Genomic DNA, 20485 nt, shown 5'->3' with positions numbered 1-20485 from the left:
TTTCAAGATTGCCCCCGCCGGCAAGCCGTGCTGCTACGGGTCGGTGAATCAACAAAGGTGCATCCGGCCACCGTAAACGTGTCTAATACTCCCCACAACAACACCCCGCCCCGCCGGACACCTGCCGCCATGCAACTCAAACACAAGATCGTCGCTTTGGGCATCCTGCCGCTGATCCTCGCGGTTTCGGTCATCTGCGCGCTGGTCATCGTGCAGAACCAGCGCCTGGGCGAACAACAGGCGCAGTTGATCGAAGACAGCATCCTGGCCAGCAAACGCGCCGAGCTTAAAAACTACGTAGAGATGGCCATGAGCGCATTGGCGCCGACCTACGACAGCGGGCGCGATGACGAGCAGACCAAGCGCCAGGTGCTCGATGAACTGTCGCGGTTGAGCTTTGGCATCGATGGCTATTTCTTCGTCTATGACCAGAACGGCCGCAGCCTGATGCACCCGCGCCAGGCCGCACTGGTGGGCAAGGATCTGTGGAACATGACCGATCCCCAAGGCCTGCTGGTGATACGCGCACTGCTGCAGAGCGCCGAGTCCGGCGATGGTTTCCAGCATTACGCCTGGGAAAAACCGTCCACCGGGCAAGTCACCGACAAGCTGGCCCACGTGGTCATGCTCAAGCGCTGGGGCTGGATGCTCGGCACCGGCATCTACCTGGAAGACGTCGAACGCGCCACCCAGCAGGCGCGCCAGGAAGTGGCCCGCGGCATCTACGCGACCATGCTCGACATCGGCGCCGTGGCGTTGATCGCGGTGCTGCTGGTGTTCGTCTGCGGCGTCACGCTCAACGCCAGCGAACACCGCCTGGCCGACCGCAAGCTGCAGATGCTCAACCAGCGCATCATGAACTTGCAGGAGGAAGAACGCTCCCGGCTGTCCCGCGAGTTGCACGACGGCATCAGCCAGGTGCTGGTGTCGATCAAGTTCCAGTTCGAACTGGCCGGCCTGCAACTGGAAGGCAACGATCAGCGCGGGCTCGACACCCTGCGCCAGGGCACCGAGCGCCTGGGCGAGGCGATCGGCGAAATCCGCACCATTTCCCACGACCTGCGCCCTTCCCTGCTCGACACCCTGGGCCTGGCCGCCGCCGTCACGCAACTGGTGACCGAGTTCGAACAACAGACCGGCCTCGCCATCCACTACACCCACAACCTGGGCCAGTTGAAACTGGCCGAGGGCGCACCGGTGGCCTTGTTCCGTATACTTCAGGAAGCGCTGACCAACATCGAGCGCCATGCCCACGCACAGAACGTCTACATCGACCTGCAAGGCAACAAGAAGCAGGTGCAACTGACGGTGCGCGACGACGGCATCGGCTTTCGGGTGGACGTCGCCCATCTGCCGGAAGTCCAGGGCGGGATTGGCCTGCGCAATATTCGCGAGCGCGTCGAGCATTTCCACGGCCAGCTCAACCTTTATTCGGCACCGGGCCACAGCGAACTGACGGTGACCATGCCCGTCAACGTTGCCGCATGACGGCCCTTCATCAGACAGGAAAACCGCCCCGATCATGAGCGCCAGCCAGACCATCCGCATTGCCCTGGTCGACGACCATTCACTGGTTCGCGACGGCGTGCGCGCCCTGCTCTCGACACGCCCGCTGTTCGAAGTGGTGGGCGAAGCGGAAAACGCCCGCGAGGCGCTGACCCTGTGCGAAGAGGTCAAGCCCGACATCCTGCTGGTGGACATCGGCCTGCAGGACATGAACGGCCTGGAACTGACGCAACTGATCCGCCAGCGCTGCCCGGCGATCAAGATTCTGATCCTGAGCATGTACGACAATCAGGAGTACGTCGCCACCTCCATCCGCGCAGGCGCCAGCGGCTACGTGCTGAAAAACGCACCCTCGCGGGAGATCGTCGCCGCCATCGAGGCCATCGCCACCGGCGGGACCTTCTACAGCGCCGAGGTGACGCTCAAGCTGGTGTCGAAAAAGCCCGAGGAAAACGAACTGACCCCACGCGAGGTGCAGGTGCTGGTGGGCCTGGCCAAGGGGCTGGACAACAAGACCATCGCCCGGGACCTGGCCATCAGCGTCCGGACCGTGGAAACCCACCGCTTGAGCATCCGCCGCAAACTCAACATCGACAAGCCGGCGGGGCTGGTGAAATACGCGATGGAGCATGGGTTGTTGGTGCCGTGAGGCGCCATTGACCACGCAACATCGCCCCCGTAGCAGCACGGCTTGCCGGCGGGAGCGGTGTGTCAGCGGATACATCTCTCACAGATACACCGCTCCCGCCGGCAAGCCGCGCTGCTACGGGTCAGCTGGAGGCATCGGGCAAGCCGCGCTCTGCCGTCTCCTGATCCACCGGCAAGGCAAAGCGGAACGTCGCGCCCTGCCCCGGTACGTCGATCAGGGCGATCCTGATCCCGTGCAATTGCAAGATCTGATGCACGATGCGCAAGCCCAGTCCGCCGTCACGCCGCGCTCCGCCGATGTTGAACGGGCGCAGGAACAACCCTTCGCGCAACTCGGCGGCGATCCCCGGGCCGCTGTCGCTGACCGTCACTTCCACGTATTTGCCCTGGGGCTGCAAGGCAATCCTGATGTCGCCGCCCGTCGGTGTGTGGCGCAAGGCGTTGTCGAACAGATTGGTCAGCACCCGCTCGATCAGCCCCAGGTCGGCATGCACCCCTGGCACGGTCGGCGGGAAGTTCGGGGTCAAGGTGACCGCCTTGGCCTCGGCGCCCAGTTCGAATTTCTGGAAGATGTCCTGCACCAGGTCGGTCAGCGAGAAACGCTCGACCACCGGCACCACGAAGCCGTGTTCCAGGCGCACCAGTTCCAGCAGCGACTGCGCCAGCCCGCCGACCTTGCGGCTCTGATCCAGCGCAATGCCCAGGTAACGCCGGCGCTCCTCGGGGCTCAGGCTGGCGTCTTTGACCGACAGCACCTCCAGATAACCGTGCAGGGAGGCCAGCGGCGTGCGCAGGTCATGGGAGATGTTCGCCACCAGCTCGCGGCGATCCTGGCTCTGCCGGGTCAGGGTCTGCCACTGCTCGCTCAGGCGGTTCTGCATCTGCCTGAAGGTCGCGTCGAGCACAGCAATTTCATCGTCGCCATGGCGCGGATGCCCTGACGCCTCGGCGGGCAGCAGCACCGGCGCGGCATTGATATCGAAGTGGCTGACCGAATCCGTCAGACGCCGCAGTGGCCGGGTGATCCAGCCAAACGCGGCCAGACCCGCGAACAGGCAGAGCAAGGCGATCAGGCCGATGGACCACAGCGCCGTGTTCAACGCCTCACTGGTCGCGCCGCGCTCGGCGAAGCGGTCGTGGGCCTCGCCCAGCAGCACCACGTAAAGGAACCCGGCAGGCTTGCCCATGACCATCAAGGGCGCTGCGCTGAACACCTTGCGTGCGTCCATGCTGCGCGGGTCGTCGCCCAGGATCGGCAGCGGCTTGCCCGCCAGCAGTTCGCGCACCGGCGCCAGGTCCACGCGATCACGCAGCACCCGGTCCTTGGGCGCGGCATCGCCGACGATGCGCCCGTCGCCGTCGAGCAGGTACACCTCGACGCTGGGGTTGACCAGCATCAACTGGCTGAACAGTTCACGCACGGCGTCGGGTTTGAGGCCGTTGGCGTCCATCAACTGAGTATCGCGGGCGATGTGCTGGGCCAGGTCACGGGACAGGCCCTGAACCACTTCCAGCTCATGCATCTTGTTCGAACGCACCTGCAACCACACCGAGGTGCCGCAGCAGATCAGCAGCAACAGCGCGAACACCAGGGACAGGCGCTGGGTCAGGGTCATTTTCACGAGGCGTCCCCCGGATCGACGAACTTGTAGCCGCGCCCCCACACCGTGAGGATGCGCAGCGGCTGGGCCGGGTCCGCCTCGATCTTGGCCCGCAGGCGATTGATATGGGTGTTGACCGTGTGCTCGTAGCCCTCGTGGTTGTAGCCCCACACCGAATTGAGCAGGTCCAGCCGGGAAAACACCTTGCCTGGCTGGCGGACGAAGAAATACAGCAGATCGAACTCCCGGGGCGTCAGGTCCAGCGCCCGGCCTTCCAGCGAGGCTTCACGGGTCAGCGGATCGATGAACAGCCCGGCGCTGGACAGGCTGCCCGCCTCCATCTTGAGGTTGCGGGCCATGGCATCGACCCTGCGCAGCAGCGCCTTGACCCGCGCCACCAGTTCCATCATCGAGAAAGGCTTGGCCAGGTAATCGTCGGCACCCAGCTCAAGGCCCAGGATGCGGTGCATTTCGCTGGAGCGGGCGCTGGTGATGATGATCGGCGTGTAGCGCGTCATGGCCCGGGCACGGCGGCAGATCTCCAGGCCGTCGACGCCGGGCAGCATCAGGTCCAGGATCAGCGCATCCCAGCCGCCCTGCTCCAGCAGGCGCAGGCCCTTTTCGCCGTCGGCGCTGTGCACCACCTCGAAGTGTTCGTCCCGCAGATGCAGGCAAATCAGGTCGGCGATATGGCTATCGTCCTCGACCACCAGAATGCGTTTGGGCTGATCCATGAAAGGCAAACCTTGCGGGCGCTTGAATGCGCAATGGGGCCATTGTGCCGATTTTGGCGGCGGGCAGTTATCACGAATTGTTTAACTCTCGGTGAGGATTTTGGGAACAGCCCCCGCGCAGGATGGCCCCATCGCACCCTCCACCTGTCCCGACCACGGCAGGCAGCCGGTGCCAAGGAGACCCTCATGCTTTCAAGACGACAGTTCATGGTACTGAGCAGCAGCGCCGGCGTGGCCGCCATCGCCCTGGGCGTGCTGCCCAAGTTCGCCGACGGTGAAAGCCTCACCCCGGCCGACTCCCCGGTGGGCACCTTCGAGGTCAGCCTCAGCGACGCCGAATGGCACGCCCTGCTCACTGACGAGCAGTTCCAGGTGCTGCGCCGCGAAGCCACCGAGCGCCCCTACAGCAGCGCGCTGAACGACGAACACCGCAACGGCACCTTCGCCTGCGCCGGTTGCCAGTTGCCGCTGTTCGCGTCGAGCACCAAGTTCGACAGCCACACCGGCTGGCCGAGCTTCTGGCAACCGCTGGACAACGCCACGGCGATCCGCACCGACACCTCGTTCGGCGTGCTGCGCAAGGAAGTCCACTGCCGTCGCTGCGGCGGGCATCTGGGCCATGTGTTCACCGACGGACCGAAACCCACGGGCTTGCGCTATTGCATGAACGGGTTGGCGATGACGTTTGCCCAACAGACATAACCGCGCCCCGTCGGGCCATGCGACGACACTCTGTCAATCAGACTCAATTTTGAACGGACCAAAACCATGCTACTGATCATCCTTGCCTACCTCGGCGGCGTGCTGACCATCGTCAGCCCCTGCATTCTGCCGGTGCTGCCCTTTGTCTTCGCCCGCACCGGTCAACCCTTCGTGCGCAGTGGCCTGCCGTTGCTGGTGGGCATGGCCGTGACCTTCGCCCTGGTGGCGACTCTGGCAGCCGTCGGCGGAGGCTGGGTGGTCCAGCTCAACCAGTATGGCCGTGGCCTGGCGCTGATCTTCGTGGCGCTGTTCGGCCTGACCCTGCTGCTGCCCAGGCTGGCCGAGCGCCTGACCCGTCCGTTGGTGGCTGCCGGCAGTCGCCTGTCGGAAAACGCAGGCGTGGATGCCAGGCCGAGCCCCTGGGCGTCCTTCCTGATCGGCGTGGCCACGGGCCTGTTGTGGGCGCCGTGCGCCGGGCCGATCCTGGGCCTGGTACTGACCGGCGCCGCCCTGCAAGGCGCCAGCGTCGGCACTACCCTGCTGTTGCTGGCCTATGCAGCGGGCGCTGCGACGTCGTTGGCCCTGGCCCTGCTGCTGGGCGGCAAGGTGTTCAGCGCGATGAAGCGTTCGCTGGGCGCCGGTGAGTGGATTCGTCGCGGCCTGGGCGCGGCCATGCTGGCAGGCGTCGCCGCCATTGCCCTGGGGCTGGACACCGGCCTTCTCACCCGTATTTCCACGGCCTCCACTGGCAGCCTGGAACAATCGCTTGTGGGGCGTCTCACAGGAAATTCCAAAGACAGCAACCTGATGCAAGGCGGCGCGATGATGGCCCAGAACATTCCTGGCCGTGACGACGCCGGCGCCAGCATGCAAGCCTCGGGCGCCATGATGGCGGCGAAGAACACCAGCACCAGCCTGCCGGTCGAAGGCCAGTTGCCCTCGCTCAATGGCGCCGTGCAATGGCTGAACTCCGCGCCGCTGACCGCCGAACAGCTCAAGGGCAAGGTGGTGCTGGTCGATTTCTGGACCTACTCCTGCATCAACTGCCTGCGCAGCCTGCCTTACGTCAAGGCCTGGGCCGACAAGTACCGCGACCAGGGGCTGGTGGTGATCGGCGTGCATGCACCCGAATTTGCCTTCGAGCGCGATGTGAAAAACGTGACCAAGGCCATGACCGACCTGGGCATCAACTACCCGGTGGCAATCGACAACGACTACAAGATCTGGCGCGCCTTCGACAACCAGTACTGGCCCGCCCACTACTTCGCCGACGCCCAGGGCCGCATCCGTTATCACCACTTCGGTGAAGGCGCCTACGATGAATCCGAGCGGGTGATTCAGGAACTGCTGCGCGAAGCCGGCAACGGCCAGATCACCAGTGACCTGATCGACGCCAGCGGCAAAGGCGTGCAACAGGCGGCGCAGATGAGCGAGGTGAAATCCCCGGAAACCTACCTGGGCTTCGAGCGCGCTGAGAACTTCGTCTCCCCGGGCGGCGCAAAGAGTGACCGCGCGGCCAGTTACAGCGCGCCACATAGCCTTGCGCTGAACAACTGGGGCCTGGACGGCCAGTGGAACATCGGCGCCGAGCGCGCGAGCCTGACGGCGGCCAACGGCAAGATCGTCTACCGCTTCCATGCCCGCGACCTGCATCTGGTGCTGGGCCCTGGCAGCGACGGCAAGCCGGTGCGCTTCACCGTAAAGATCGACGGCAAGGCACCGGGCGACGCCCACGGCACCGACGTCGCACCCGATGGCAGCGGCACCGTCACCGAGCAGCGCCTGTATCAGTTGGTGCGCCAGCCCGGCGATGTCGCCGACCACACCTTCAGCATCGAATTCAGCGATCCGGGCGTGTCGGCCTACGCCTTCACCTTCGGTTGATCCAGCCCGTTTCAGGAGTAGCAGAGATGAAAGACTTCAATCCCGTGACCTCGACCTTCGCCCACTGGAAACGCGCCGGCCTGCGTCTGTTCGCCGGGGCCGTGTTGCTGCAGACCGCCGCCTGTTCGTTTGCCGGTGAAGATGCGGTGAGCATCGCGCCGCCGCAGAAAGACGAAGTCGTCAGCACCGCCGGCAGCGAAACCGCGGTGTTGGCCGGTGGCTGTTTCTGGGGTGTGCAAGGGGTATTCCAGCATGTTCAGGGCGTGACGAAAGTGGTTTCCGGGTACGCCGGGGGCAAGGCCGACACCGCGCATTATGAACGTGTCAGCGATGGCGACACCGGGCATGCCGAGTCGGTGGAGATCACCTTCGACCCGTCGAAAGTGAGCTACGGCAAACTCTTGCAGATCTTCTTCTCGGTCGCCCACAACCCCACCGAACTCAACCGCCAGGGCCCGGACAGCGGCACTCAGTACCGTTCGGCGATCTTCCCCGAAAGCCCCGAGCAACAAGCGGTGGCCCAGGCCTACATCGCCCAGCTGGACGCTGCCAAATCCTTCAACGCGCCCATCGTGACCAAGATCGAGAAGTACAACGGTTTCTACCCGGCCGAGGACTACCACCAGAACTTCCTCACCACCCACCCGACCTATCCGTACATCGTCATCAACGACCTGCCCAAGGTCGGGCAACTCAAGCAGTTGTTTGCCGATCGGTACAGCGAACAGGCGGTGTTGTTCAAGACAGGGCAGTGATGACCCTCGGTGCGGGCCGTGGGCCCAATCCAGACGCGAACCTGTAGGAGTGAGCTTGCTCGCGATAGCGGTGGGCCAGCCATGACGATGCTGCCTGACACTCTGCCATCGCGAGCAAGCTCACTCCTACAGGTCATGTGCTCGTCAACGCAGAGCCACCACAAACCAAAGTATGCCCTGCCAACACCTGTGTATCGCCTCCCGGTACCAAGGTACAAGTGACGCGCTGCGCCGGCAGTAATACCTTGGAGCCATTCCTGTCATGCAGGCCAGACCTCTCTCAAAGCCGTGGGATGCACACCGTACCGGACAGGCCGTCGAAGCACACGTCGAGGAGATTCGCCATGTTTGCCGATGTCGATCCAAAGCCAGGACTCAACGCCGAGTTCGCCGCCGATGCCCACGGGCTGTACACCACCCTGCACGGCCAGGAGCGTAAGCTGTTTCTCCAGTTGCTGGACGCCCATCGCGAAACCGCCGAACAGGCCGGTGGCTTTGCCCGGGAAGTGCGCTGGCGTCTGCGCAGCCTGAACTATCAGGCGATCAAGGAGCTGTTCAAGGATCTGGATCAGTCGACCCGGGAATTCGTGACTTTCCTCGAAAGCCGCATGCAGATGCTCAACGGCACAGTGACCCAGGCCCGGTTGACCGCCGCGCCGCTGGCCGACGCCGAACAGGCCCCCGGCTTTCGTGAGTGCTTCAAGGAGATTCATCAGTTGGCGCAACACCTGACCACCCTCACCGCAAAGGCCCAGGGCTTCATGGACCGGGCCGTGGATGCAGGGGATTACGCCACCGCCAACCTGGTCAGCGAGCTGCTGTACCGCACCAATCAACTGGTGTGCAAGATCAAGCTGGACATCCCTTCCGGCGCCTCGTTCACCAGCGAGTGTCGCCAGCCGCCACGCCCCAACACCTGGTTCTCGACCATGGAGGTGTGGGCCCACAGCCCGGGCATTGCGGCGTTTACCACGGCCCAGAGTTACCGCTTCTGATTCAAATCGCGTGCTGTTCTCTCCTCCTTTAGCGCCCGGACAGGGCGCTTTTTTTATGAACGACTACGCTGCCTGAGTTTCGAAGCCCTCCAGCTGGCGGGTTCGGACACGAATGCGCCATCTGAAACAAGGAAAAAGACGCACACGCGTCCAATAAAAAGACAGTTGATCGAGCAAGACTAGCCGTCCCAAACCGGAGCCTGACAATGAATAAACTCACCACCGTGGCGGGTGCACCCGTCGTTGACAACCAGAACTCGCAATCGGCCGGCCCACGCGGCCCGCTGATGCTGCAAGACGTCTGGCTGCTGGAGAAACTGGCGCACTTCGACCGCGAAGTGATCCCGGAGCGTCGCATGCACGCCAAGGGTTCCGGCGCCTTCGGCACCTTTACCGTGACCCACGATATCAGCCGCTACACCAAGGCACGGTTGTTCTCGCAGATCGGCAAGCAGACCGACATCTTCATCCGTTTCTCGACCGTGGCCGGTGAGCGCGGCGCCGCCGATGCCGAGCGTGACATCCGCGGTTTTGCCGTGAAGTTCTACACCGAACAAGGCAACTGGGACCTGGTGGGCAACAACACCCCGGTGTTCTTCCTGCGCGACCCGCTGAAATTCCCTGACCTGAACCATGCGGTCAAACGCGACCCGCGCACCAACCTGCGCAGCGCCGAAAACAACTGGGATTTCTGGACCTCGCTGCCCGAAGCCCTGCATCAGGTGACCGTGGTCATGAGCGACCGTGGCATCCCGGCGTCGTACCGTCACATGCACGGTTTCGGCAGCCACACCTTCAGCTTCATCAGCCCGCAGAACGAGCGCTTCTGGGTCAAGTTCACCCTCAAGACCCAGCAAGGCATCAAGAACCTGACCGACGCCGAAGCCGCTGCCGCCGTGGCCGGCGACCGTGAAACCCACCAGCGCGACCTGTTCGACGCCATCGAGAACGGTGACTTCCCGCAGTGGAAACTGTTCGTGCAAGTGATGCCCGAACAGGAAGCCAACAGCTACAATGTCCACCCCTTCGACCTGACCAAGGTCTGGCCGCACGCCGACTACCCGCTGATCGAAGTCGGCACCCTGGAGTTGAACCGCAATCCGGACAACTACTTCCACGACGTCGAGCAGGCCGCGTTCAACCCGGCCAACGTGGTGCCCGGCATCAGCTTCTCGCCGGACAAGATGCTGCAAGGCCGGCTGTTCTCCTACGGCGACGCCCAGCGCTATCGCCTGGGGGTCAACCACCACCAGATTCCGGTCAACACGCCCAAATGCCCGGTCAACAGCTACCACCGCGACGGCCAGATGCGTGTCAACAGCAACGCTGGCGGCACCATCGGCTACGAGCCCAACACCAAGGGCGCGTGGGTCGAGCAGCCGGACTTCTCCGAACCGCCGCTTGAGCTGTACGGCGCCGCCGCGAACTGGGACTTCCGCAAGGACGACGATGACTACTATTCCCAGCCACGCGCGCTGTTCCGTCTGATGACGGCCGAGCAGCAACAGGTGCTGTTCGACAACACCGCGCGGGCGATCAGCGGTGCTTCGGCAGCGGTCCAGCAGCGCCACATCGACAACTGCAACAGGGCCGACCCGGCCTATGGCGCCGGTGTCGCGGCGGCCATCGAGCGCTTGCGCTGAACGGCCTCTTCGCTGAGCGATAAACAGCGTTGACACGAAGGGGTGTTCAGGCCACGGTACTGACACCCCTTTTTCCTGCCCGCGATCAACGCCCGGTGCCTGCCATGAACGAACTCCAGCAACTGAACGAAACCCACGGCCTGCTGCTGGTGTTCGTCAATGTGCTACTGGAGCAGATCGGGCTGCCGGTGCCGGCCTACCCGACGCTGATCGTCACCGGCGCCCTGGCGATGCAGAGCAAACCGTTGCTGGGCGCCGGCGTGCTGGTGGCGATGCTCGCCTGCCTGATCGCCGATACCCTCTGGTACTGGGCGGGCAAACGCTATGGCGGCGTCCTGCTGAAAACCATCTGCAAGATTTCCCTCTCCCAGGACACCTGCATTCGCCAGGGCCTGACTGTGTATGACCGGGTCGGGCCGCGGGCGATGCTGCTGTCCAAGTTCCTGCCCGGTGCCGGTGCGCTGGTGACCACGGTGGCCGGCATGAACGCCACACCGTTTGGGGTGTTCATGCGTTATTCGCTGGCAGGCTCGTTCATCTGGGCGGGCTCTGCGCTGTTGCTGGGGATGCTGTTTACCGACGCGCTGATCCCGATGCTGGACTGGCTCAGTGGCTACCTGCCGCTGGCCATCGGCGGTGCTGCGGTCGCGTTGCTGCTGTTCATCGCCTGGAAATACTGGAAGCGCCGCCGCTTGCTGGCCCGCACCTCCCAGGTGCCGCGCATCACCGTGCCGCAGTTGCTGGCCCTGCAAGACAGCGACCATGCGCCGGTGGTCATCGATGTGCGGCCAAAATTCCACAGTGCAATCGTCGAGGGCATTCCTGGCGCGGTGTCGATCAGCCTCGAAGAACCGCTGCAGCCCTGGGTCGAGCAACTGGGCGACGTCGACATGGTGTTCTACTGCGCCTGCCCCAACGAGCTGTCGGCGGCATTGCTGGCGCAAAAGCTGAGCGCCCACGGGCTGACGCGGGGCAAGGCGCTGGTCGGCGGGCTCGATGCCTGGCGTGACGCGCAGCCTGACCATGACGCACCAGGGCAGACTGCGACGGCCTGAGCCGCTCACGCGATATCGATCACCACCTTGCCCTTGGCACGTGCACTGCTCACGTGCTCGTAGGCTTCATGGGCCTGGACCAGCGTGAAGCGCTGATCGTCCAGCAGTACCCGAAGCTGGCCTGCTTCTGCCATCCGGGTGGCCTGGGCCATGATCTCGCCGTGGTGCTTGCGACCCTTGCCGGTGAGCAGCGGCAGCAGCGTGAACACGCCTGAATAAGTGGCGGCCCGGAACGACAGCGGCGCCAGTTTGTGCTCGCCCCAGCCCAGGCAACTGACCACATGGCCGGTGTAGGTACGAGCAGCGGCGAAGGAATCGTCCAGGGTCGCGCCGCCGACTGTGTCGTAAATGACGTCGAAGCCTTCGCCGGCGGTGTGCCGGGCCATGTATTGCTCGACGCTGCTGGCGCGGTAGTCGATGGCCGTGGCGCCAAAGCTTTCGATGGTCGCCAGGCTGTGGGCGGAACCGGTGGCGAAGACTTCGGCTCCGAGCGCTCTGGCGATCTGCACCGCCACATGCCCGACCCCACCGGCGCCGCCATGCACCAGCACCGTCTGACCGCTGCGCACATTGGCGCGGTCCACCAGCCCTTCCCACGCCGTGATGAACACCAGCGGCAAGGCAGCCGCTTCACGCATGCTCAGGTTGCGCGGCTTGCGGGCCAGCAGGTCGGCGTCCACGGCGATGTACTGCGCCAGCGCGCCCTGATTGCCACCAATGCCGCCGCCCATGCCGTACACCTCGTCGCCGACCGCAAAAGCGCTGACACCTGCACCGAGCTTTGCCACCACGCCGGCCAGGTCCATGCCCAGCACGGCGGGCAAGGGTTGCCGGGCATGGCCGCCCTTGCCTGCGTGAATCTTGGTGTCCAGCGGGTTGACTGCGCTGGCCATGACTTGCACCAGCACCTGGCCAGGACCGGGCTCGGGCATGTCCAGAGTGTGCAGTTCAAATGGGGCATTGTGTTCGACGGCGACGACGGCTTGCATGGTGCTCATGGCGGTTTTCCTGATTCGGCGGCCTCGATGTGAGGCGATGAACAGAGTGTGCAGCCCACGCTTGATGCCGATAAGACCATAAATGCCTATAGTATTTATTCCATAATCAGACTGAATGAGCCCGCGATGGACACTCTCGAAGCCATGGCCATATTCGTGCGGGTGGTCGAACGCGGCAGTTTTTCGGCCGTCGCAAGAGAGCTGGGCACGACTCAGCCGACCGTCAGCAAACAGATCAACGCACTGGAAAAACGCTTGGGCGGCCGCCTGATTGCCCGCAGCACCCGTCAGTTGTCGCTCACCGATGAAGGCACCCGCTATTACAAGCAATGTCGCGACATCCTCGCGGCGGTGGACAGCGCAGAGCACAGTTTCCAGACGGGTCGGGAGGCCGTGGCGGGGCCGTTGCGCATCGCCTCCTCGGTGAGCTTTGGCCGCTTGCAGATCGCCCCCAGGTTGCAGGGGTTTCTTGAGCGCTATCCCGAGGTCACGGTGGACTTGCTGCTCAGCGACCAGAACGTCGATCTGGTGAGCGAAGGCATGGACGTGGCGATCCGCATTGGCGAGTTGAAGGACAGCAGCCTGATCGCTCGGCAGATCGGCCTGACCCGGCGGTTACTGGTCGCGGCGCCCGATTATCTTGAGCGTCATGGAACGCCACAGACGGCTGAGGAGCTAAGCCTGCACAACTGCATCCTGTTCAACCTGCTGGCCGATTTCGACACCTGGGTGTTCGATGCGGGGCAGTATCACGTGCAGGTAAAAGGCAATGTGCGCAGCAACAACAGCGAGGCAATCCGGCAGATGGTGCTCAGCGGGTTGGGGATTTCGTTGTCGCCGACCTGGCTGTATCGCCGGGACATTGCCCAAGGCCGGGTGGTGCAAGTGCTGCCGGACCTCATACCGTCAGCCCTGCCCATTCACGCCCTGCTCCCGGCCAACCGCAGGCAGTCGGCGCGGGTACGGGCGTTCGTGGATTATTTGGCCGAGGGCTTCAGGGCCGACGCCGACCTCTCGGTCTGAACACCGACCTGTAGGAGTGAGCTTGCTCGCGATGGGGGCATTTCAGAAACGGATTTGTCGCAGACACACCGCTATCGCGAGCAAGCTCACTCCTACAGGATTTGTGGGGTGAGTATCAATGCAGCACGCTCTGCAAGAACTGCCGCGTGCGTGGATGTTCTGGTGCCGAGAACACCTGCGCTGGCGGGCCCATTTCGACGATCTTGCCACCATCGAAAAACACCACGCGATCCGCCACCTCCCGGGCAAACCCCATTTCATGGGTCACCACGATCATGGTCATACCCTCTGCGGCCAGGCCCTTCATCACGCTGAGTACCTCACCCACTGTCTCCGGGTCCAGGGCAGAGGTTGGCTCATCGAACAGCAGCAGGCGCGGTTTCATCGCCAGCGCACGAACAATCGCCACCCGCTGTTGCTGCCCGCCGGACAACTCGCCCGGATAGCCATCGGCCTTGTGCTTCAAACCCACGCGATCAAGCAAAGCCAGCGCGCTGGCCCGGGCGTCGGTCTTGCTCACGCCCTTGACCTTGACCGGCGCCAGGATCATGTTGGCCATCACCGTCATGTGCGGAAACAGCGTGTAATCCTGAAACACCATGCCGATGTCTTCACGCAGTCGCGCCATGGCCTTGCGGTCGTCGGCGCGAACCGAGTCGCCACCATCGACCACCGCGCTGCCTGCCGACGGCTCTTCCAGGCTATTGAGGCAGCGAATGAAGGTCGACTTGCCCGAACCACTGGGCCCGATGATCACCACCACCTCGCCCTGCGCCACGTCCAGGTCGACACCCTTGACCACCTCCACCGAGCCGAAATGCTTGTGCAGCCCGCGCACTGTCAGCATCGGTTTCATAGGCCGGCCTGCGCGCGGGTAGCCGCCTGAAGCTTGTCCTGGGCCGCCAGCAGCCGATCACGACGGGCCTGATTGGCCTGGCGCTCCTGGTGCAGACGCGCATTGGCACGAGCCAGGCTGGGCAGCAACGAGGACAACGCCGGCCCGCCAGCCGAGTTGCGCGACTGCACGTTGGCGGTCGGGTCCAGGCACTCGCGCACCTTGTCGGCAGGCAGATTCAGGGCGTGGCCCAGCTGCTCGCGGGCACACAGGTCAACCATTGCGGTATCGATGCGATGGGCTGGCAAGCCTGCGTCCATCGCCATGCGTACTGCAGCGCCGACGATATGATGCGCTTCGCGGAATGACAGATCGGCTTCTCGCACGATCAGGTCGGCAAGACCTGTGGCCGTGGAGAAATCTTCCCCTGCCCGGCGGCTTGCCAGTTCGGCATTCGGAGTTGCGGTACGCAGCACCAACTCCAGCAGTTTCAGGCAACGCAGGCTTTCTTCGGCGGCCTCCCAGAACCCCCGCGTGCCCTCGCGATTGGCGTCCCCGGTGTGGGAGAAGTTGCTGCCCTTGACCGTCACGCTCGCGGCCATCAACAGGCCCACGATATGCCCGGTGCGACCCTTGAGATACTCGAGCACCGTCGGGTTTTTCTTCTGCGGCATGATGCTCGACGTCGCCGCGACACTGTCCGGGAAGTCGATCAGGCTGAATTCGTGGGTGCTCCAGACAAAGTAGTCCTGCGCCACCCGGCTCCAGAACACCGACAGCAGGCTCAAGTGCGACAGACTTTCCAGAATGAAATCACGGGAGCCCACGGCATCCAGTGCGTTGTCGAGAAAACCGTCGAAGCCCAGCAGTTCTGCGGTGCGTGCCCGGTCGATGTCGAACGGCGTACCGGCGAAGGCAGCAGCCCCCAGCGGGCTCTGGTTCATCGATTCGAGGGTCTGGCTCAGGCGTTTACAGTCACGCTCAAGCGCCTGTTCCACCGCCGACAGGTAATAACCGTAGGTGATCGGCTGCGCCGGTTGCAGGTGGGTGTAACCGGGCATCACCACCTCGGCGAACACCTCGGCGTTGTTCAGCGCAGTCTGGCGGGCCTGGATCAGCGCATCGATCAGGGCCATGAGCACTTCACGGCAGCGCATGCGGTCCAGGGTGGCGAGGATGTCATTACGGCTGCGCCCGGTGTGCAGGCGGCCGCCGACATCGGTGCCGATCTGCTCGATCAGGTGCGCTTCATAGTTGAAATAAGCGTCCTCCCGGGACGGGTCCAGCGTGACCACCGCCGGCCCCGCCGCTTCCATGTCCAGCACCCCTTTGGCCAGGGCAGTGGCATGTTCTCCGCGAATCAGGCCTTGCTCGGCGAGCATCACGATGTGCGCCTTGTTGACGTTGCCCAGGTTGAGAAAACCATCGGCGAAACCTTCCAGACGAGGCCGGTAGATGAACTCGTTGACCTCGGGGGCGGTGGTTTCTTTCAAACGACGACTGACTTTGGATTCTTGCATGTTCAAACCCCTTCACGAGTAACGCGCATCGCCGGACGACCCAGGCGACGCTCGAGATAACGGCTGAGCCAGCTCAGCAGCGAACAGATAACGAAATACACCACCAGCACCAGGCCATAGACCGCGAACGCGGGGCTCACCCCCGTCATCACGGTGGAGCGCTCGACGATGATCTGGCCAACTTTGAGAAACTCGCCCACTCCAACCAGCGCTCCCAGCGAGGTGGCCTGCACCAGCATGGTCAGCAAGCCCGTGTAGGCCGGCAGGATCGCCTTCATCGATTGCGGGGCAATCACGTGCAGATAGATCTGCCAGGGGCGCAGGCCCAGGGTCCATGCGCTTTTCCACTGGTGGCGGTTCACCGACTCAAGCCCACCGCGCACGATCTCGATGCCGTTGGCGCTTCCCCACAACGTGAGCCCTGTGACCACCGCGGCAAAGGGGCTCAGATCAAGGCCGAACATCGGCGCGCCGAAGAAGATGAAGAACACGTTGACGATCAGCGGAATCGAACGAAACAGCTCCACGTAGCCATGAATCGTCCACCACAGCAGGCGATTCCTAAGGGTCGCCAGCACGCCGAACACCGTCGAGATGATCGTGGTGAACAGCAGGATCACCAGCGCCAGGCGTACGGTCATCCACAGTCCCTTGAGCACGAAACCCCAGTTTTCGATCAGAAAATTCATACTGGCCTCAGTGCCTGAAAGGACGTTGCAGGTGGGCCGACAGGCGTCCGGTCGCAAGCGACAGGATCGCCACCAGAATCAGGTACATCACGCAGATCGCGCTGAACATCTCGATGGCCCGAAAGTCGGTGGCGATCCGGTCGACCGCCACGAACGTCAACTCCGCAAGACCAATGGCTTGCAGGTAGGACGAGTTTTTCAGCAGCGAGATCGCCGTGTTGAGCACCGCTGGCAAGCTGGTGCGAAAGGCAATCGGCAAGGCCACCAGATAGAAGTACTGGTGCGGCTTGAGGCTCAACGCCATGCTCGCTTCGCGCATCTTGTTCTCCACCGTCGCCAGACCACCGCGCATGTTCTCCACCTGATAGGCGCCGGCCCACAGCGACAGACACAGCACACCGGACCAGAACAGCGATAACTCGAGGCCGACGGCCGGGAGGCCATAGAAAATGAAGAACAGTTGCACCAGGATCGGCGTGTTGCGGATCAGCTCCACGTACAGCATCACGGCCTGGGCCAGAAACGGAATCCGGAAGGCCCGCACCGCGCCACCGAAAACGCCGATCAGCAGCGAGCAACCGATGGCCAGCAGCGACACTCGTAGCGTCATCAGCACGCCGTCGAGCAAGGCTGGCCACTGGGCCAACAGATAATTGAAATCAAAATCCATGACGGCGCCCGATCAGAGTTTTTCAGCAGGCTTGGCCTGCTCGAATACGCTCAGGTAGTAGCTCTGGATGTTCTGCGGCACGTACTGACGCACCCAACCGCCGAACAGCTTCTCTTCGTGCATCTTCGCCACCGCAGCGCTCAGGTAGTCGCGCAATGGTTCATCGTTCTTGCGCACCCCGATGGCGGCGTCGGAAATCTGGAACGGCTCGTTGATAAGGCGGGCGTCGCCGTCGTTGGCAGCCACTACCACAAGGGTTGCAGCATCGTGGGTGTAGGCGTCGGCCCGACCCTGGCGAAAGGTCTGCAGGGCATCGGCGGCGCTGTTCATGCGCAGTGTCTTGACCTCGGGCATGTGATCTTCGAACCACTTGGCCTGCACCGAGCCTTTGAGGGTGGCCAGGGTCTTGCCGTTGAGGTCCTTGATGGACCTGATCGGGCTGTCCTTCTTCACTACCACGTCGCTCGCCCCCCAGCGATAAGGCGTGGTGAAGTCGATCACCCGCTGCCGTTCAGGGGTCACGCCCAGGGTCGCGATGAGAAAGTCGACCTTGCGTCCGATCAGCTGTGGCACGCGGTTTTCGGCGGTGACGCAGGTGAAGCTTACCTTGTCCCTGGAGCCCAGCGCCCACAGCGCGATCTGTTTGGACATTTCGACTTCGACGCCCGCGTAGTCGCCGCTGCTGTCCTGGAAGCCATAGGGAGGCTGGTCGCAGCGCACACCGGCGCGCAATTGCCCGGCCTCCTTGATTTCGTCGGGTACCGGCGGCAGATCGGCCGCATGAACCTGCGCCATCCCTGCCAGGGAAACAGATGAGAAAGCCAGAGCACGAACGAGGAAACTTAACGAAAACGACATAATGCCTCCTGGTAGACGATCAGCGAGGTGCCCCGCAACGCGGCGCCACGCAAAGATTTCAAGGGCAGACTTCAAGGAAGAGCTCAGCGGGGTTTGCCACGCCATGCCGGGTAGACACAGATGCCGGGCCACCGTGTTCGTCTGCGCGAACTATCGATGTCGAAAACAGTTATAAAGCCTCTGGCTCATGCCAACAAATGACAATACATTGGTCACCCATACCGAATTGATATGGCCTGCCATGAACTTCAAACAAGTCGAAGCTTTCCGCGCCGTGATGTTGAGCGGCTCGATGACCGCAGCAGCCGAGTCGCTGCACACCTCGCAACCCAACGTCAGCCGGTTGATCGCTCAGCTTGAACGCGGCAGCGGCTTCAAATTGTTCGAGCGCGTGGGTGGGCGGCTGTTGCCTACGGATGAAGGTGCGGCGCTGTTCGCCGACGTTGAGCGTGCGTTCATCGGTTTGCAGAGCCTGGAACGGTCGGCGCAGAACATTCGCCGTGGCGGGACGGGCCAACTGCGCATCGCTGCAGTGCCGTCGCTGTCACTGACGGTCTTGCCCAGGGTCATCCAGCGCTTTCGCCAGGAAAATCCCGAAGCCGCGATTTCGATCCACACCAGCGACTCGCCGATGGTCGCTCACTGGGCAGCTTCGCAGTTCTGCCATGTGGGGCTGGCGTCCTATGTGGGCGAGGACATGCCGGGGGTGAGCACCCAGAAGATCTGCGATGTACCGGGGGTATGCGTGTTTCCCAAGGGGCATCGGCTGAGCGAACTGTCGTCGATCAAGCCGGAGGATCTACACGGCGAGGAGTTCATTTCCCTGTCGCTCAACGACGGTTCGCGTACACGGGTCGACCGGGTGTTCGCCGAAGATCGGGAATACCGCAAACTGAATGTCGAAACGCCCTACGCCGCGACCGTTTGCTCGCTGGTGGCGCTGGGGCTGGGGGTGAGTATCGTCAGCCCCATGGTGGCGCGGGAATACCTGCACATGGGGATCGAGACCCGTCCATTCCTGCCGCAGATCCGCTTCTCGACCTATCTGATGCTGCCCGAAGACAGGCCGCAAAGCTTGCTGAGCCAGCGGTTCAGCGTGCTGATCCAGGAAATGCTCGGCGAGGCGAGCAAGGGCTGGCAGTTGTAGAAACCGCGATACGACCTTGAGACCGCCTACGCCGGCAAGCCGGACTGCTACGGGATCAGATCCCTTCCAGCGCCAGGTCCATCGCGAAGTAGGTGAAGATCAGGTCCGCGCCTGCGCGTTTGATCGCGCCCAGGCTCTCGCGGACCACGCGGCCTTCGTCGATGGCACCGGCCTGGGCACCGAATTTGATCATCGCGTATTCGCCGCTGACCTGGTATGCCGCCAGCGGCAGGTTCGAGGCTTCACGGATGTCTCGGATGATGTCCAGGTACGCCCCTGCCGGCTTGACCATCAGCGCGTCGGCGCCTTCGGCCTCGTCCAGCAGCGACTCGCGCAGGGCTTCGCGGCGGTTCATCGGGTTCATCTGATAGCTTTTGCGGTCGCCCTTGAGCGCCGAACCACCGGCTTCACGAAACGGCCCGTACAGCGAGGACGCGAATTTGGTCGAATAAGCCATGATCGGCGTCTGATGAAAGCCCGCCGCGTCCAGCGCCGCACGAATGGCGCGAACCTGGCCGTCCATCGCCGCCGAGGGCGCGATCACGTCGGCACCGGCACGGGCCGCAATGACGGCCTGCTTGCCGAGGTTCTCGATGGTGGCGTCGTTATCGACGTGGGCACCGTGCATCACACCGCAGTGGCCGTGGTCGGTGTATTCGCAGAAGCAGGTGTCCGACATCACGATCATCTCCGGCACCGCGTCCTTGATGGTCCGCGACATGCGCGAGACCAGGCCGTTCTCCTGCCAGGTGTCGCTGCCGCTGGCGTCCAGATGGTGCGACACACCGAAGGTCATCACCGACTTGATCCCGGCGCGGGCATAGCGCTCGATTTCCTCGGCCAGTTTCTTCTCCGGGATGCGGCGCACGCCAGGCATGCTGGTGATTGGCACGAAGTCATCGATTTCTTCTTCGACGAAGATCGGCAGCACCAGATCGTTCAGGGTGAATTCGGTTTCCTGGAACAACGCGCGGAAGTTGGCATTGCTGCGCAGGCGACGTGGACGAGCGGCGGGAAACAGACTGGACATGGCAGTTCCTGAAAAAAGTGTACGAAAACGACCGCAGCACCTGAAGGTGCGCAGGTTCAATGGCGCGAAGCTTATGCCTGCCCCGGCGCCGATTCAAATGGCAGGTGAATAAAGTCCCTTACCAAAGCTGCAACAGTGCATCAGACAAACTCTTGCAACGCCAGCGAACGAAGCATGCGCCGCCGGGTCATT

General features: G+C 63.2%; 19 protein-coding genes. 10 read left to right on the top strand and 9 right to left on the bottom strand.

Annotated elements, in window-relative coordinates; genetic code table 11:
• Positions 1-129 precede the first annotated feature (129 nt).
• Entirely contained in the window at positions 130-1488 is a 1359-nt protein-coding gene (locus tag NPS29_RS03255) for a cache domain-containing protein (RefSeq protein ID WP_274130682.1), read from the top strand.
• A 34-nt stretch (positions 1489-1522) separates the two neighbouring features.
• Complete coding sequence (locus tag NPS29_RS03250; protein ID WP_274130680.1) at positions 1523-2155, top strand: response regulator; 633 nt, start codon at positions 1523-1525, stop codon at positions 2153-2155.
• Between the two features lie 121 nt (positions 2156-2276).
• On the opposite strand, the gene NPS29_RS03245 is transcribed toward NPS29_RS03250, so the two are convergent.
• A complete protein-coding gene (locus tag NPS29_RS03245; RefSeq protein WP_274130679.1) occupies positions 2277-3776 on the bottom strand; it encodes a sensor histidine kinase in 1500 nt (499 codons plus the stop codon).
• Positions 3773-4489 (bottom strand): response regulator transcription factor, encoded by a 717-nt coding sequence (locus tag NPS29_RS03240; RefSeq protein ID WP_274130677.1) that lies wholly within the window; start codon positions 4487-4489, stop codon positions 3773-3775. Before NPS29_RS03240 ends, NPS29_RS03245 begins: the two co-directional genes overlap by 4 nt.
• Positions 4490-4675: 186 nt before the next feature.
• On the opposite strand from NPS29_RS03240, the gene msrB reads away from it, so the two are divergent.
• From msrB to NPS29_RS03210, 6 genes are all read left to right on the top strand, one after another.
• A complete protein-coding gene (gene msrB, locus NPS29_RS03235; protein ID WP_274130676.1) occupies positions 4676-5191 on the top strand; it encodes a peptide-methionine (R)-S-oxide reductase MsrB in 516 nt (171 codons plus the stop codon).
• Positions 5192-5257: 66 nt separating this feature from the next.
• Complete coding sequence (locus tag NPS29_RS03230) at positions 5258-7075, top strand: cytochrome c biogenesis protein DipZ (RefSeq protein WP_274130675.1); 1818 nt, start codon at positions 5258-5260, stop codon at positions 7073-7075.
• 26 nt (positions 7076-7101) lie between these two features.
• Entirely contained in the window at positions 7102-7830 is a 729-nt protein-coding gene (msrA, locus tag NPS29_RS03225) for a peptide-methionine (S)-S-oxide reductase MsrA (RefSeq protein WP_274130674.1), read from the top strand.
• 344 nt (positions 7831-8174) lie between these two features.
• Entirely contained in the window at positions 8175-8825 is a 651-nt protein-coding gene (locus NPS29_RS03220) for a ferritin-like domain-containing protein (protein ID WP_274130673.1), read from the top strand.
• 206 nt (positions 8826-9031) lie between these two features.
• Positions 9032-10468, top strand: a complete 1437-nt coding sequence (locus tag NPS29_RS03215) for a catalase (protein ID WP_274130672.1) — start codon at positions 9032-9034, stop codon at positions 10466-10468.
• A gap of 104 nt (positions 10469-10572) precedes the next feature.
• Complete coding sequence (locus NPS29_RS03210) at positions 10573-11523, top strand: VTT domain-containing protein (protein ID WP_274130671.1); 951 nt, start codon at positions 10573-10575, stop codon at positions 11521-11523.
• A gap of 5 nt (positions 11524-11528) precedes the next feature.
• Here the strand turns inward: NPS29_RS03210 and NPS29_RS03205 are convergent, their stop codons facing one another.
• Complete coding sequence (locus tag NPS29_RS03205) at positions 11529-12512, bottom strand: zinc-dependent alcohol dehydrogenase family protein (RefSeq protein ID WP_274130885.1); 984 nt, start codon at positions 12510-12512, stop codon at positions 11529-11531.
• 135 nt (positions 12513-12647) lie between these two features.
• Between NPS29_RS03205 and NPS29_RS03200 the strand changes: the two genes are divergently transcribed.
• A complete protein-coding gene (locus tag NPS29_RS03200; RefSeq protein ID WP_274130670.1) occupies positions 12648-13544 on the top strand; it encodes a LysR family transcriptional regulator in 897 nt (298 codons plus the stop codon).
• 115 nt (positions 13545-13659) lie between these two features.
• On the opposite strand, the gene NPS29_RS03195 is transcribed toward NPS29_RS03200, so the two are convergent.
• Genes NPS29_RS03195 through NPS29_RS03175 form a run of 5 tightly spaced genes read right to left on the bottom strand, consistent with a single transcriptional unit; the run spans position 13660 to position 18116 of the window.
• Complete coding sequence (locus tag NPS29_RS03195; RefSeq protein WP_274130669.1) at positions 13660-14400, bottom strand: amino acid ABC transporter ATP-binding protein; 741 nt, start codon at positions 14398-14400, stop codon at positions 13660-13662.
• On the bottom strand, positions 14397-15899 hold the full coding sequence (gene argH, locus NPS29_RS03190) for an argininosuccinate lyase (protein ID WP_274130668.1): 1503 nt from the start codon (positions 15897-15899) through the stop codon (positions 14397-14399). Before argH ends, NPS29_RS03195 begins: the two co-directional genes overlap by 4 nt.
• Before the next feature lie 2 nt (positions 15900-15901).
• Positions 15902-16588 (bottom strand): amino acid ABC transporter permease, encoded by a 687-nt coding sequence (locus tag NPS29_RS03185; RefSeq protein ID WP_274130667.1) that lies wholly within the window; start codon positions 16586-16588, stop codon positions 15902-15904.
• Between the two features lie 7 nt (positions 16589-16595).
• Positions 16596-17258, bottom strand: coding sequence for an amino acid ABC transporter permease (locus NPS29_RS03180; RefSeq protein WP_274130666.1), 663 nt, complete (start codon positions 17256-17258; stop codon positions 16596-16598).
• A gap of 12 nt (positions 17259-17270) precedes the next feature.
• A complete protein-coding gene (locus tag NPS29_RS03175) occupies positions 17271-18116 on the bottom strand; it encodes a transporter substrate-binding domain-containing protein (RefSeq protein ID WP_274130665.1) in 846 nt (281 codons plus the stop codon).
• A 241-nt stretch (positions 18117-18357) separates the two neighbouring features.
• On the opposite strand from NPS29_RS03175, the gene NPS29_RS03170 reads away from it, so the two are divergent.
• Positions 18358-19263, top strand: coding sequence for a LysR substrate-binding domain-containing protein (locus NPS29_RS03170; RefSeq protein ID WP_274130664.1), 906 nt, complete (start codon positions 18358-18360; stop codon positions 19261-19263).
• Between the two features lie 55 nt (positions 19264-19318).
• Here the strand turns inward: NPS29_RS03170 and hemB are convergent, their stop codons facing one another.
• Positions 19319-20293, bottom strand: coding sequence for a porphobilinogen synthase (hemB, locus tag NPS29_RS03165; RefSeq protein WP_274130663.1), 975 nt, complete (start codon positions 20291-20293; stop codon positions 19319-19321).
• Positions 20294-20485 lie beyond the last annotated feature (192 nt).

The organism is Pseudomonas putida (genome assembly GCF_028682175.1).
Taxonomy (GTDB): Bacteria; Pseudomonadota; Gammaproteobacteria; order Pseudomonadales; family Pseudomonadaceae; genus Aquipseudomonas; species Aquipseudomonas putida_AD.
Note: the sequence above shows the minus strand (reverse complement) of the source record. Positions and strands in the feature narration are given on the sequence as shown.